A 14567-nucleotide genomic window follows, 5' to 3' on the forward strand; every position below is an offset into this window, starting at 1 on the left:
GGCAGCGCCCGCCATCGCAAGAGGCGCGTGCCCTGGAATGGGCGCAGGATATGACAGACGCCTTCCGCCACCAATCGCGCCCCCGGCACGCGCCGTCACGCACATACGGTGATTCCGAAACGCACAGGAGATGGCGTACGCGACGGCACTCCCGGCGTGACACCGCTACAGAGCCGCTCCCCGCCCCCCAGGGCAAACACAGTGTCTCCCGCGGACACCGAGCGTCCCCGGGCTGCCCGGAAGTCGACGTTGGGGTACGTGGGGCTACCTACAAAGCAGGCCGCTCGTCGGATACTATCCCGCGGGGGGTATCCACATGCGTGTCTTCTCGTCGGCCAGCGGGTCTCCCGCCCATCACGAGGTGCTGCAAGGGGGCGGCGAGATGGGCGCGCTCATGCGCGCGCTCGACTGGTCCCGCACGCCCGTGGGTCCCGTGGAGTCGTGGCCGCAGAGCCTTCGTACCGTCCTCTCCATCCTCCTCACCAGCCGGCACCCCATCTTCCTCTGGTGGGGCCAGGAGCTCGTCCAGTTCTACAACGATGCCTACCGGCCCATCCTCGGCGCCACCAAGCACCCCAGGGCGCTCGGGCAGCGCGGGCGCGAGTGCTGGACGGAAATCTGGGACGTCATCGGCCCCATGATTCAGTCCGTGATGGAGCGCGGCGAGTCCACCTTCATCCAGGATGGGATGCTGTGCCTCGACCGCAACGGCTACCTGGAGGAGACGTACTTCACCTACGCCTACTCCCCCATCAAGGACGAGTCCGGAGGCACCGGCGGCGTCTTCGTCGCGTGTACGGAGAGCACCGAGCGCATCCTCGGGGAGCGGCGCCTCCAGATGCTGCGCGAGCTGAGCGAGTCCACCAGCAAGCTGCAGAGCGCCGAGGAGGTGTGCCGCAAGGCCGAGGGCGTGCTGGCCTCCAACCCCCATGACATCCCCTTCGCCCTGCTCTACCTCTCGGACAAGCGGGGCCAGACGCTGCACCGGGTGGGGACGGTGGGCCTGGCGCCGGACAGCGCCGCCGCTCCGTCCACGCTCGAGGCCGGGGACGCCCACGCGCCGTGGCCCCGGGTCCGCGGGGAGGCCGTCCTCATCGAGCCCCTTCCGCCCTCCCTCGGCCCGCTTCCTGGAGGCCCCTGGCCGGAGGCCCCCTCGTCGGCCCTGGTGCTCCCCCTGTCCGCGCCCGGCCAGGACGAGCCCGCCGGCCTGCTCGTGGTGGGCATCAGCCCGCGCAAGGCGCTGGACGCGAAGTACCGCGGCTTCCTCGAGCTGACCGCCACGCACATCGCCAACGCCCTCACCAACGCCCGAGCCTATGAGCACGAGCGGCAGCGCGCCGAGGCGCTCGCGGCGCTGGACCGGGCCAAGACGGACTTCTTCTCCAACGTCAGCCACGAGTTCCGCACGCCCCTCACGCTGCTGCTGGGGCCCGCCGAGGACAGCCTCGCCGACTCCGAGCAGCCCCTGCCTCCCCGCCAGCACGAGCGCCTGGAGGTCATCCACCGCAACGCGCAGCGCCTGCTGCGGCTCGTCAACACGCTGCTGGACTTCTCCCGCATCGAGGCCGGGCGCATGCGGGCCCACTTCCGCCCCACCGACCTGGCCGCGCTCACGGCGGACCTCGCCAGCACCTTCCGCTCGGCCATCGAGCGCGCGGGCATGCGGCTCGAGGTGCACTGTCCCCCGCTCCCCGAGCCCCTCTTCGTGGACCGGGAGATGTGGGAGCAGATCGTCCTCAACCTGCTGTCCAACGCCTTCAAGTTCACCCTCGCGGGGGAGATCCGCGTCACGCTCGGGCTCGAGGAGGGAGAGCGTGTGCGGCTCTCGGTGACGGACACGGGCACGGGCATCCCCGCGAGCGAATTGCCGCACGTGTTCGACCGCTTCTACCGGGTGCGGGGCGCGAGGGGCCGCACCCATGAGGGCAGTGGAATCGGGCTCGCGCTGGTGAAGGAACTCGTCCGGCTGCATGGCGGCGCGGTGGAGGCCCACAGCGGCGAGGGCCAGGGCAGCACCTTCACCGTGTCGCTCCCCCGGGGCTCGGCGCACCTGCCGGCGGAGCACCTCCAGGCGGAGCCGCCCCTGGCTTCCACGCGGCAGGGCGCCACGGCCTTCCTGATGGAGGCGGCGCAATGGGAGGCGGGCCCGGCGCTCACCAAGCAGGTGTCTCCGACGCGCGTCCTGCTGGCGGACGACAACGCGGACATGCGCGCCTACGTCCAGCGGCTGCTCGCGGACTGGTGGACGGTGGAGGCCGTGGCCAACGGGACGGAGGCCCTCGCCGCGATTCGCGAGCGGACGCCCGACCTCGTGCTGTGTGACGTGATGATGCCGGGGCTGGACGGCTTCGGGCTGCTGCGGGAGCTGCGCGCCCATCCGGTGACCGCCTCCACCCCCGTCATCCTCCTGTCGGCGCGCGCGGGCGAGGAGGCGGCCATCGAGGGACGGAAGGCGGGGGCGAACGACTACCTGGTGAAACCCTTCTCGGCGCGGGAGCTCGTGTCGCGCGTGCAAGCCCAGCTGGAGGTGGCCCGGGCCCACGCCGAGGCCCGCACGCGGCTCCACACGCAGCTCATGCAGGCCCCTTTGCCGGTGGCCATCTTCTCCGGCCCCGAGCTCGTGTACGAGCTGGCCAACCCGCGCTACCTGGAGCTGGTGGGCCGTCAGCCGGGCGCGGTGGGCAAGCCCGTCCGGGCCGTCTTCCCCGAGCTGCCCCATGATGCCCCCGTCTTCCAGATGTTGGAGGAGGTGTACGCGAGCGGCCGGGCCTTCACGGCGGACGAGTACCGCATCCCCTTCGACAAGCGCGGGGTCGGTGTCCCCGAGGACAGGTACTTCCAGCTCACGTGCCAGCCCATGCGCGATGAGAAGGATTGCGTCGTGGGCGTCATGGTGGTGGCCACGGACGTGACGGCCCAGGTGCTCGCGCGCACCCAGGCGCAGGAGGCCGACCGGCGCAAGGACGAGTTCCTCGCCATGCTGGCCCACGAGCTGCGCAATCCCCTGGCCGCCCTGAGCACGGCCCTCGAGGTGATGAAGCGCTCCCGCGGCGACGAGGCCCGCGAGGCGCGCCTCCGGGAGCTCTGCGATCACCAGATGCACTGCCTGGTGCGCATGGTGGATGACCTGATGGACGTGTCGCGGATTACCCGGGGCAAGGTGGAGCTGCGCAAGCAGGAGGTGGACCTCTGCTCCATCGTCCAGAACACGGTGGAGACGCTCCGGCCCCAGCTGGAGGCGCGCGGACACGAGCTGAGCGTGACGTTCGCCTCGGGCGGTTTCCGCTTGGAGGCGGATGCCACGCGCCTGGAGCAGGTGGTCTCCAACCTGCTCTCCAACGCCATCAAGTACACGGACCCGGGAGGCAGCATCGCCCTGCGCGTGGGGCGCGAGGAGGTAGGCGGGGCCCTCTGGGCGGTGCTCCGGGTGAGGGACACCGGGCGAGGCATTCCCCGGGACATGCTGGACAAGGTGTTCGAGCTGTTCGTCCAGGTGGATGCGGCGATCGACCGTTCCGCGGGAGGGCTCGGGATTGGCCTGACGTTGGTGAAGCGGCTGGTGGGCATGCATGGAGGCACCGTCCACGCGCACAGCGAGGGGCCCGGCAAGGGCAGCGAGCTCGTCGTCCGGCTCCCGTTGTCCGGCGAGGCGCCCCGGAGCGCGTGGACGCCGCGTCCGCTGCCGCGCCCGGCGCCCACGCTCCAGCCGGGGTGCCGGGTGCTGGTGGTGGAGGACCGCGCCCCCGTGCGCGAGACGCTGCGGGTGCTGTTGCAGGGCCTGGGGCACGAGGTGACGGTCGCCACCGAGGGCCTGGAGGGAGTCACCAAGGTGCTGGAGTCGCGGCCGGACGTGACGCTGGTGGACGTGGGGCTGCCGGGCATCGACGGCTATGAGCTGGCCCGGCGGGTGCGCGCTTCCAGGGGCGGGGGCTCCCTCTACCTGGTCGCGCTCACCGGCTACGGCGGCGCGGAGGCGCAGGCGAAGGCCCTGGAGGCCGGCTTCGACCTGCACCTCGTCAAACCCCTACGCGAGAGCGATCTGCTCGAGGTCCTGGAGGGCGCGCGCGCGAAAGACGAAGGCCGGGGACTTCCGCACTGACCCCGGCTCCGCGGCGAAGTGAGGCACATCCGGGCGAGGTGTGATTACCTTCCGCGCCCGCGGGCCCGGAGGCCCGCGGTCCTCTTCGTCCGGAGCCCGAATGCCGTCCTGGTCCACCGTGTCACGCGCGCTCGCCGCGTTGGCGCTTCTTCCTACCCTGGCACTGGCCGCTCCCAAGGCCGGGGCAGCGCCCACCTCGCGCCCGGCGAAGCAGTACACGCTCGAGCAATTCATGAGCACGGCGTCTGTGTTTGGCGCTTCCTTCTCCCCGGACGAGAAGCGGGTGCTCTTCTCGTCGGATGCAACGGGCGTCTTCAACGCCTTCTCCGTGCCGGTGGCCGGTGGCAAGCCCACCCAGCTCACCCGCTCCACCACGGACGGCACCTATGCGGTGAGCTACTTCCCCCGGGACGAGCGCTTCCTCTTCGCGCGGGACCAGGGCGGCAACGAGCTGTACCACCTCTACGTCCGCTCGCCGGACGGCGAGGAGAAGGACCTCACCCCGGGCGACAAGCACCGCGCCACCTTCCACGGATGGAGCCCTGATGGCTCGGCCTTCTACGTCCAGAGCAACGAGCGCGACGAGCGCTTCATGGACCTGTACCGCTACGACGCGAAGACCTACGCGCGCACCCTGTTCTTCCAGAACGATGGGGGCTACGACCTGGGCGCCGTGTCCCCGGACGGGAAATGGCTCTCCCTGGACAAGTCCCGCACCATGTCCGACCGCGATGTGTCCCTGTATGCCATTGCCACGAAGGAGCTGAAGCACCTCACCCCGCACCAGGGCAGCGCCCTCTGGAAGACGGCCACCTTCGACCCGGCCTCCTCGGCGCTGTACCTGCTCACCAACGACGGCTCGGAGCTCACCCGCGTGGTGCGCTACGTGCTGGGCAGCGGCAAGCTCGAGGAGGTGGAGAAGGCGGACTGGGACGTGATGTACACGTCCTTCTCTCCGAATGGAGCCTGGCGCATCACCGGCCTCAACGAGCACGGCCGCACCCTCCTGCGCGTGCACGAGGGGAAGACGGGCAAGCCGCTCGCCCTGCCTCCGTTCTCCGCGGGCTCCATCACCGACGTGGTGCTGGCTCGCGGCGAGAAGCGCATGGCCTTCTACCTGACGGGTGACCGCGCCCCGAGCAACCTCTACGTCTATGATTTCGGCACCAAGAAGGCCACGCGGCTGACGGACTCGCTCAATCCAGACATTGACGCGAACGACCTGGTCGAGTCCGAGATGGTGCGCTTCAAGTCCTTCGACGGGCTGGAGATTCCCTGCGTCCTCTACCGGCCGCACCAGGCTACGGCGGACCACAAGTTGCCCGCGATCGTCTGGGCTCACGGCGGTCCCGGAGACCAGACGTCCCGGGGCTACGACGGGTTCATCCAGTACCTCATCCACCAGGGCTACGTGGTGCTCGGCGTGAACAACCGCGGCAGCTCCGGCTATGGCAAGACGTTCCTCGCCGCGGATGATCAGAAGCACGGCCGCGAGCCGCTGCGCGATATGGTCGAGGCGAAGAAGTACCTCGCCAGCCTCCCGTACGTGGACGGCTCGCGCGTGGGCATCTTCGGCGCCAGCTACGGCGGTTACATGGTGCTGGCCGCCCTCACCTTCCACCCGGACGTCTTCGACGTGGGCGTGGATGCCTTCGGCGAGTCGGACTGGGTGAGCACCCTGAAGAACATTCCTCCCTACTGGGAGTCCTTCCGCCAGGCGATCTACCAGGAGGTCGGCGACCCGGAGAAGCAGGAGGAGATGCTGCGCTCCATCTCTCCCCTCTTCCACGCGGAGAACATCCGCAAGCCGCTGCTCGTCATCCAGGGCGCCAATGATCCCAAGGTGCTCAAGTCGCAATCGGACGCCATCGTCGAGGCCCTCCGGAAGAACGGCCAGCCCGTCGAGTACCTGGTCCTCCCCGACGCGGGCCATGGCTTCGGCAACAAGAAGAACGAGGCCGAGGTCTCCGCGCGCATCGCCGCCTTCCTGGAGCAGTACCTCGGGAAGACCCGGGCCCGAGCCTCGGAGTAGACTGCGCCCATGCGCTTCCAGCCGCCCTGGGGCGGGGCCTTCCGCCTCCACACCTTCCATCACCACACCCCCGAGGCCCTGCCCGAGGGCACCGTCAACGCCATCCGCTCCGCCATCCTGGGCTCGCCCCTGCTCGGCGAGAGCAACCTGACGGATCAATTCTCCGGCACGTATGGCTTCTCCATCACGTTCCGGCGCGAGGGCCTGTCCGAGGTGACGGGCCGCTTTCCGGCCTTCGCGCCCTACCTGGAGAAGGCGCTCCTGCCGGACTGCAATGCCTTCCTGCTCAACCCGCTGCTGGTACAGAACGGGCGCGGGGTGGAGGCGCACATCGACCGGAGCATGGAGTATTACGGGGAGGGCATCGGCAGCCCGTTCGCCGTGAGCGTGCTCTACGTCCATGTGCCGGAGCAGCTCGCGGGCGGCGAGTTGCGGCTGTATCACCGCGGCAGGCGGGTGGCGGCGGTGAGGCCCACGTCGCGCTCGTGGGTGATGTTCCGGGGCGATCTCATGCACGAGGTCGTCTCGATTCAAACCGGGGCCCCGGCGCTCGCGGAGGCGCGCATCAGCCTGGTGATCGAGCAGTACCGCGTGTCCGAGTCCAAACTGGCGGGGGTGCCGCATTTCGAGCTGAGGACCCGCGACGGGGTGGTGAGCGCATGAGTGAGCTGGCGATGGAGGTCTGGGTGGCGCGGCCCCCGAGCGCTGTCTTCGCGGCCATCAAGGAGCCCTTCCAACTGCGGCGCTGGTACGGAGCCCCGCCGGGCGCCGTGCGACTCGGGGAGAGCGGCGGAGAGCCCGTGGGCGAGCTGTTCCGGGTGCACCTGCTCGACGAGCACGGGAAGCCCTTCGTCCAGAGGGGCCGCGTCGTCGAGGTGCTCGAGGACGAGGGCGTCGTGCTGGAGCTGGCCTGGGAGGGCGGTGGGGCTCTCGGCCCCGAGCCGACGCGGGCCTCGCTCATGCTCCGCGCCCAGGACGACGGCACGCGGATCGAATTGCGCCAGGGCCCGTTCTCGAGCCCCGAGGAGCAAGAGGCCCACCGGGCGTATTGGGAGCTGTGCCTGGAGCGGCTGAAGCGCGTCGTGTCCGGAGAGGCCGTGCCCTGCTTCGAGGAGTGCTGGGAGGAGTCGAGCGGCTTCGTCGAGCCGCTCGGCATGGCGGCGTACGCGGTGCTCGCTGGCGTGAGAGAGGCCGGAGCCTCGCCGGAGACGCTCGCCCAGCTCGAGGAGACGCTCTACACGCACCTCGCTCGCTTGCCCGAGGAGACCGCGCGGGTGCTCGGCGCGGTGCTTCGCGAGCGCCTCAAGGCCGGACTCCCGCGCCGCTGAGCCGCTACACCTTGAGGCGGATGGCTCCGGGGAGGATGGAGATGCGGCATGGCAGCTTGCCGGGCACCTCGCCGTCCATCTCCAGGAGCACCTCCTCGTCGCTCTCGGCCTCGAGCACGCGGCACTGCGAGTAGCGCGTCTTGGCCCAGGTGATGTGGTCGCCGTTGTAGACGCCCTTGGACTTGAGGACGAAGTCGGCCAGGCCGTAGTCGTGCCAGAGGGTCAGGTCGAAGAGCCCGTCGTTGGTGACGGCCTTGGGCGCCACGCACATGCCGCTGCCGAAGTAGCGGCCGTTGGACGCGGCCACCACGGTGATGCCCAGCTCCTCGGGCTCGCCACCGTCCACGCGCAGGCGCACCTTGCGGTCCTTGTACTTCGCCATGCCCTTCACGGTGCCCCACAGGAAGCTCAGGTTGCCCCCGAGCGCCTTGCTGCTGCGGTTCACCTCGTAGGCCACCGTCGCGCTCACGCCGAACGAGGCGATGTTGGCGAAGTAGCGCGACTCCTTCTGCCCCTCGTGGTTGACGTACTCGACGAGCCCCACGTCGAAGGGCTCGGTCGTGTCCGTGCGCAGCCGCGCCAGCGCCGAGTCCAGGTCCAGCTCCCAGCCGAAGGCGCGCCGGAAGTCACCGCCCGTGCCCCGGGGAATGAGACCCAGGGCCGCCTTCGGGTTGATGGCCTTGCCCTCGGCGAAGAAGCCGTTGACGACCTCGTTGATGGTGCCGTCACCGCCCACCGCGGCGATGCACTCGTAACCGTCCGCGAGCGCATCGCGCGTCAGGCGCACCGCGTCCATGGCGCGCTCGGTGAATCCGAAGCCGAAGTCGCCGATCGCCCGGGTCACCTGTCCCGAGATCTCCGCCCAGCGCTTGCCCGTCTCGCCTCCGGCACTGCGCGGATTCACCACGAGGAACGTCTTCATCCGAGGGTTCCACCCGATGGAAACGGGGTTGGTTACTTCTGCGGCGGCGGCGTGGGGCGCACGTGCACCTCGCGCAACTGCCGGTCGTCCACGTCGCCCGGCGCGCCCGTCATCAGGTCCGTGCCCATCTTCGTCTTGGGGAACGGGATGACGTCACGCAGCGACTCGGCGCTCGTCAGCAGCATCACCAGGCGATCCATGCCCAGCGCGATGCCTCCGTGCGGCGGCGCGCCGAACTTCAGCGCGTCCAGCAGGAAGCCGAACTTCGCCCGCGCGTCCTCGTCCGAGATGCCCAGCGCCTTGAACACCTCGCTCTGAACTTTCGGATCGTGGAGCCGGATCGATCCGCCGCCGATCTCGAAGCCATTCAAGACCACGTCGTAGCGGTGGCACTTCACGCGGCCCGGGTCGGTGAGCAGGTACGCCACGTCCTCGTCGTGCGGACGGGTGAAGGCGTGGTGCGCCGCGGCCCACGTCTTCGTCTCCTCGTCGTACTCGAAGAGGGGCGGGTTCACCACCCAGAGGAACTTCCACACGCCGCCGCTGCCGTACTCCGGAATCAGCCCGAGCTTCTTGGCCACGTGCACGCGCAGGTTCGCCATCACCGTGTGCACCAGCGACTCGCGGCCGAACTGGAACACGATGAGGTCGCCCGTCTTCGCGTTGCACGCCTGGTTGATGGCCTGGCGCAGCGCGGGGGTGATCGTCTTGGACAGCGGGGACTGGGTCCACTCACCGCCCTCGCCCACCTTGGCGCGGGCGAGCCCCTTGGCGCCGTTCTGCTTGGCGAAGTCCTCGAGCTTGTCGCTCTCCGCGCGGCTCATCGGCTTTTCCGCGGGGATGACCATGGCCTTGACGATGCCGCCCTGCTCCACCGCCTCGAACATCATCGGCACGCCACCGCCCGCGCCGTGCTGGCGGATGAGGTCCGTGAGGACGACGTGCTCCAGCCCGAAGCGCAGGTCCGGCTTGTCGTTGCCGTACTTCGCCATGGACTCGTAGAAGTCCATCCGCATGAAGGGCGTGGGGATGTCGATGCCCAGCACCTCGCCCCACAGCCGTTTGATGAGCCCCTCGATGATGGTGAAGATGTCGTCCTGGGTGACGAAGCTCATCTCCACGTCGATCTGCGTGAACTCGGGCTGCCGGTCCAGGCGCAGGTCCTCGTCGCGGAAGCACTTGACGATCTGGAAGTAGCGGTCGAAGCCCGCCACCATGAAGAGCTGCTTGTAGAGCTGGGGGCTCTCGGCCAGGGCGTAGAACTTGCCCGGGTTGAGGCGGCTGGGGACGAGGAAGTTGCGCGCGCCGCCCGGGGTGTACTTGCCCATGAAGGGCGTCTCGAGCTCCAGGAAGCCGTTGCCCACCATGTACGAGCGCGTCAGCGCGTTCATCTTCGAGCGCGTCATCAGCGACTGCTGCAGCGGCCGGCGGCGCAGGTCCAGGAAGCGGTACGCCAGGCGCTTCTCCTCGGAGGTGTCGATGTTGTCCTCGACGAGGAAGGGCGTGGGCTCGGAGCGGTTGAAGATGGTCAGGTCCGTGGCCTTGATCTCGATCTCACCCGTCTTGAGCTTGGGGTTGACCTGGGTGCCGCGCGAGGCGACCTTGCCCTTGATGCCGATGCAGTACTCGAGCCGCAGCTGGCCCGCGGTCTCGTGGGCCCCCTTGGCGATGTCCGGCTCGAAGACGACCTGGGTGAGGCCCTCGCGGTCCCTCAGGTCGATGAAGACCGCGCCACCATGGTCTCGCCGGTTCTGCACCCAGCCGAAGAGGACGACCTCCTCACCGATGTTGGCCTTGGTGAGCTGCCCGCAGGTATGAGTACGCTTGACCTCGGTAATGAACGGGACCGCCATGACACCGCCTGCAGAGAGGGGGGGTTGAAGGGCGGCACCATAGAGAGCGTGGAAACGATGCGTCAAGGAATCCGAGAAGACGCCCGAGGGCCCGTCATCCGGAGATTGGCGCTCGCCCTGGGCGGCGCGCTGGCCCTGCTCACGGCCCCGGAAGCCCACGCCGCGGGCTCGGTGATGGCCGAGGCCACCGCCGGCGGCTCCCTGCGCACCTGGACGCTCCTGGGCGACCTGGAGCTGCGCAAGGACGAGACCTTCCTCACGCTCGGCTACACCGGGGCGCGCACCGGGTCGGACACCGCCCTCTCCCACCAGCTGTCGGCCGGCGTGGACCACGCCCCCTCCGAGCACTGGCTCCTCTCGGGCCTCGTCAACGTGGGCCTGCCCAAGACGAGCACCACCGCGCTCTCGCCCGAGCGGCCGCTGCTCGGCCTGCCGGCCCTCAACGCCCGCGGCGGCTACCACAGCCTGGGGGTGCAGCTCGCCGCGGGCTATGACTCGGCCGGCTTCTCGGACGTGGAGTATGGGTTGGACGTGGGCCTGGGCCTCACCCGCTACGGCCTGCGGCGCGAGCTGTTCACCCGCCAGGACGGGAGCAACGAGAGCCTCTACCACCGCGAGGAGCCCCTCTTCCTCGCCCGTCCCTCGGTGGGCGCGCGGCTGGTGCTCCTCGACAAGTGGGAGCTGGGCCTGCGCGGCGGCCTCTCCCTCTACAGTGGAGACCCGTTGAGCGCCGGCCAGTTCACCCAGGAGGAGCTGACGGAGGTGCTGCGCCGTTACACCAACGCCGCCGAGGGCCGCCTCCTCCTGAAGAACTTCACCCAGCGTCGCATCCAGGAGCTGGCCGTGGACCTGTCGGGCCGCCTGCTCGGGGTGAACGCCCTCACCGGCTTCCCGAGCGCCCCGGCGCTCTTCGATGTCAAGCCCTCGGTGGCGTACCGCTTCAGCACCCGGGTGCGCGGGCAGCTCTCCTACGCCTTCACCCGCTACGTGCCGGGCGAGGGGTATGCGCACGTGCTGGGCACCCGCTGGACGTTCAAGCTGTCCGGGTCCGTCCGGCTGTGGGCCTCGCTCTCCCTGCAGTCGGACCGGGTGGAGGGGGAGCCGCCCCTGCGCTCGGGGCTCGCCACGCTGGGCTCCGAGCTGACCTTCTGAGGCAGCCGGCTGAGCCGTCTTCAGGTGGCCACCGGACCCGTAGTAAGAAGCATGACATGGTCCGAAAGCTGACAGCCGCCGCCGCGGTCGCGACGCTCGTCGTGTCGTGCGCGCCGCCAACCCAGAAGCCCACGAAGGTGCGTGCGCTCGTGCTCTCCAGCAATGGCGAGTACGTGCCCACGGAGGTCTCGCTCCAGACGGTCACGGACATCGTGACCCTGGAGGGCGACGTGGTGAAGATGCAGGGGGGCGCTCGCATCCTGCTGGACTCGAACGACCCCGAGGCCCGGGCCGCCCAGACGGAGGAGGCCTTCACGCGGGCGCTGCTCAAGGACGCGGGCCGTGAGGTCACCGCCAGCTACATCACCGACGAGCAGGGCGTGCTGTGGCCGGCGGACTTCCACACGTGGAACCTCGTCACCACGTATTACAACTTCGAGCGCGCCTGGGACTACTTCACCACGACCGTCAACGTGAGCAAGTCCGAGCTGCCGCAGATGACGGCGTACTACTTCCCCGAGTTCACCCTCAAGGACGCCAGCGACAAGCCGCAGCGCGACAACGCCCTCTTCTTCGCGCCGGTGCAGGCCTTCATGGTGCTGCCCTTCGAGTCCATCCAGAAGGCGCCGCTGGCCATCAACGCCTCGGTGCTCACGCACGAGTACTCGCACCTGGTCTTCAACCGCCGCGTGTATGGCGGCCGCTCCATCCCCGTGGCCATCAACGCGTGGACGGCGGGAGGGGCCACGCCGGCGCTCAACGCCATCAAGTCGCTGGACGAGGGCCTGGCGGACTTCCACGCCTACGTGGCCTCGTGCAAGTCCACCTTCGGCTGCAACACGCGCGTGCTGGCCACCTCCTTCGAGAGCTCGGTGGAGCAGGACCGCGACCTGTCCAACGCGACGAAGAACTGCATGACGGACACGCTGCTCGAGCAGCTCTACAACACCAACTTCAACGCCTTCAGCGGGCGCGAGTACCAGGTGGGCACCATCCTGGCGAGCTCGCTCTACTTCGCGGCCCAGAGCGAGGGAGACCGGCAGGAGCTGGCGCGCTCGGTGGCGGCGGCCTACTCGGACACGACGCCGTCGAAGTATGGCTTCAACCAGCTGGCCCAGGCGGCGCTCGAGGACCAGTCGAAGTTCACCTTCGACGTGGGCGCGCGCTCCATCGTCCGGCACATCACCAACGTCAACCTGAAGCAGCGGGTGTGCAGCCAGTTCGCCACCCGCCTGCTGCCCATCGAACTGCTCACGGGCACCGTGGACGATTGCCCGGCCAGCACCACCACCGTCACTGGCGTCTGCCCGTAGGAACACCCATGAGGACCGCTGCCGTGCATTCTTGGATTTTGCCCTGCCTCCTCGGGGGTCTCACGCTCGCCACGCCCACGTTCGCCCAGAACGAGGACGACCCCTACGCCTACCCGGACGACGAGTCGTCCGAGCCGAAGAAGCCCGCGCGCCACCAGCGCGAGCCGGACGAGGACAGGCCCTACGCCTACCCGGACGAGGACAAACAGCCCGAGCACCAGCGCGCCCAGCGCCGGCGCAAGACCCGCGAGGAGGACCGGTCGAAGGAATTCCGCGAGGTCTCCGAGGAGCAGGACGAGAAGGACTTCGAGCACCTGTCGAACACGGACGATCCGAACACGGGCGTGGCCTTCGAGGCGCTCGGCGGGGTGATGTTCCTGAGCAGCCCGCGCGGGACGTTGCTGGGGGATCCGCTGGCGGCGGTGGGCGGGCGCTTCACGTGGGAGTACGGCCGGCTGCTGAACACCGAGGCGCTGCGCGAGACGCTCTGGTTCGACGTGCGCTACACGTACGCCGGGCAGCGCGAGGGCACGGCGCTGATCGTCGGTGACACGCGGCTGCACTACGCGACGATCGCTCCGGCGTACGAGCTGACGTTCGGAGAGGGCTCGGACTACGGCATCTACGCGCAGGTGGGCGGAGGCATCGCGTACGAGCACACGACGCTGGAAGTGGGCGGCAAGCAGACGCCGGTGGACGGCTTCAAGTCGCTCATCCAGTACGGCGTGGGCGTGCGAGGCCGGACGAGGCTGTCGATGGAGTCGAACGTGCGGCTGTCCTGGCGGTTGGAGCTGATGCGCTTCCGCCGTGGCTACCAGGACGACACGTTCATGGGCGCGAGCCTCGGCACCGCGTTCTGAAGCACCCGCGCTCCCCTCCCCCTGACCTGAAGCAAAAACCCCTCTCCCACCGGGAGAGGGACGGGGTGAGGGTATCGAGCCTCCCAAGATTGAACCCGTGTGAGCCTTCATTGAACGCGGCACCGCTGGCGAACGATTCCTGGGAGCACGCACACGGATAGAGACGCCGCGCCCGCCGCCCAGCGGTCACGGCTCCGGGGGCGGACTGTCGAGGCCCCTGAGCTGCTCCTCGGCCATCCGCCGGTATTGCGGCACGATCTCCACGGCCAGCACGTCACGCATCTGCTGGCGCGCACCTTCGAGATCGCCCGCGTCCCGAAGGCTCGTCATCCGGTACATCGCACGCAGGAATCGACGTTGGCCATCCCGCAAGCGAGAAAGAATCATCCCCATGAGTGCCTCGGCGCCTTCCGGGCTCTTGAGGGCTTCTTCCGTCTCGGCCTCGCTCACGGCTGCCGTGGGGGCCATCCGGCGCAGAAGGGCGCGCACGTCGTCGGTGAGTTCCAGAGCGTGTCCCTGCTGAACGCGCTGGGAAAGGGCAGTGAGCTGCGGCCGGTCGTTCAGGCCCGGATTGATTTGCCCGGTTGCGCGTACCTCCGCCAGCCCGGTCAACTTCTCCAGGCCAATTTCGGCCTGTTCCCGGTAGAAGGGAACGACCTCCACGGCGAGCACGTCACGCATGATTTGCCGTGCCCCATCAAGATCGCCCGCGTCCCGTAGGTCGTAGGCCCGGTTTTGAGCACGACTCAGCCGCCACGAACCATCAAAAATGCGTCGCCAGACTTCCTGTAGCAGAGTCGTAGCGGTGGTCGGGCTGTGGAGGGCGCTCTGTGCATCCTCGTCGCTGATGGCCACCTCGCGGGCGCTTCGCAGGAGAAGAGCGCGCGTTTCTTCGGTGTGCACCAGGGGCTCACCTTGCTCCAGGACCTGTTTTGCCAGCGCCCCAATGGGGTCCCAATCAATCTTTCTGTCAGACATTGCTGCTCGAAAATGACGCTCGCTGACAGT

Annotated in this window: 10 protein-coding genes; 7 read left to right on the forward strand and 3 right to left on the reverse strand. The window is 68.9% G+C overall.

The window, feature by feature from the left end; translation table 11 throughout:
- Window positions 1-316 precede the first annotated feature (316 nt).
- From ACJ8AN_RS31650 to ACJ8AN_RS31665, 4 genes are all read left to right on the forward strand, one after another.
- On the forward strand, window positions 317-4099 hold the full coding sequence (locus ACJ8AN_RS31650; protein ID WP_407759256.1) for an ATP-binding protein: 3783 nt from the start codon (window positions 317-319) through the stop codon (window positions 4097-4099).
- Window positions 4100-4199: 100 nt separating this feature from the next.
- A complete protein-coding gene (locus ACJ8AN_RS31655; RefSeq protein WP_407759257.1) occupies window positions 4200-6131 on the forward strand; it encodes a prolyl oligopeptidase family serine peptidase in 1932 nt (643 codons plus the stop codon).
- A gap of 9 nt (window positions 6132-6140) precedes the next feature.
- A complete protein-coding gene (locus ACJ8AN_RS31660) occupies window positions 6141-6794 on the forward strand; it encodes a 2OG-Fe(II) oxygenase (protein WP_407759258.1) in 654 nt (217 codons plus the stop codon).
- Window positions 6791-7459, forward strand: a complete 669-nt coding sequence (locus tag ACJ8AN_RS31665) for an SRPBCC family protein (RefSeq protein ID WP_407759259.1) — start codon at window positions 6791-6793, stop codon at window positions 7457-7459. Before ACJ8AN_RS31660 ends, ACJ8AN_RS31665 begins: the two co-directional genes overlap by 4 nt.
- Before the next feature lie 4 nt (window positions 7460-7463).
- Here the strand turns inward: ACJ8AN_RS31665 and ACJ8AN_RS31670 are convergent, their stop codons facing one another.
- Window positions 7464-8381 (reverse strand): diacylglycerol/lipid kinase family protein, encoded by a 918-nt coding sequence (locus ACJ8AN_RS31670; protein WP_407759260.1) that lies wholly within the window; start codon window positions 8379-8381, stop codon window positions 7464-7466.
- Window positions 8382-8413: 32 nt separating this feature from the next.
- Entirely contained in the window at window positions 8414-10234 is a 1821-nt protein-coding gene (gene aspS, locus ACJ8AN_RS31675) for an aspartate--tRNA ligase (RefSeq protein WP_407759261.1), read from the reverse strand.
- Window positions 10235-10291: 57 nt separating this feature from the next.
- Between aspS and ACJ8AN_RS31680 the strand changes: the two genes are divergently transcribed.
- Genes ACJ8AN_RS31680 through ACJ8AN_RS31690 form a run of 3 tightly spaced genes read left to right on the forward strand, consistent with a single transcriptional unit; the run spans window position 10292 to window position 13559 of the window.
- Complete coding sequence (locus tag ACJ8AN_RS31680; protein WP_407759262.1) at window positions 10292-11386, forward strand: hypothetical protein; 1095 nt, start codon at window positions 10292-10294, stop codon at window positions 11384-11386.
- 56 nt (window positions 11387-11442) lie between these two features.
- On the forward strand, window positions 11443-12699 hold the full coding sequence (locus ACJ8AN_RS31685) for a hypothetical protein (protein ID WP_407759263.1): 1257 nt from the start codon (window positions 11443-11445) through the stop codon (window positions 12697-12699).
- A gap of 23 nt (window positions 12700-12722) precedes the next feature.
- Complete coding sequence (locus tag ACJ8AN_RS31690) at window positions 12723-13559, forward strand: hypothetical protein (RefSeq protein WP_407759264.1); 837 nt, start codon at window positions 12723-12725, stop codon at window positions 13557-13559.
- 186 nt (window positions 13560-13745) lie between these two features.
- On the opposite strand, the gene ACJ8AN_RS31695 is transcribed toward ACJ8AN_RS31690, so the two are convergent.
- Complete coding sequence (locus tag ACJ8AN_RS31695; RefSeq protein WP_407759265.1) at window positions 13746-14537, reverse strand: DUSAM domain-containing protein; 792 nt, start codon at window positions 14535-14537, stop codon at window positions 13746-13748.
- Between the last annotated feature and the right edge of the window lie 30 nt (window positions 14538-14567).

Source organism: Archangium sp., from assembly GCF_045802675.1.
Classification (GTDB): Bacteria; Myxococcota; Myxococcia; order Myxococcales; family Myxococcaceae; genus Archangium.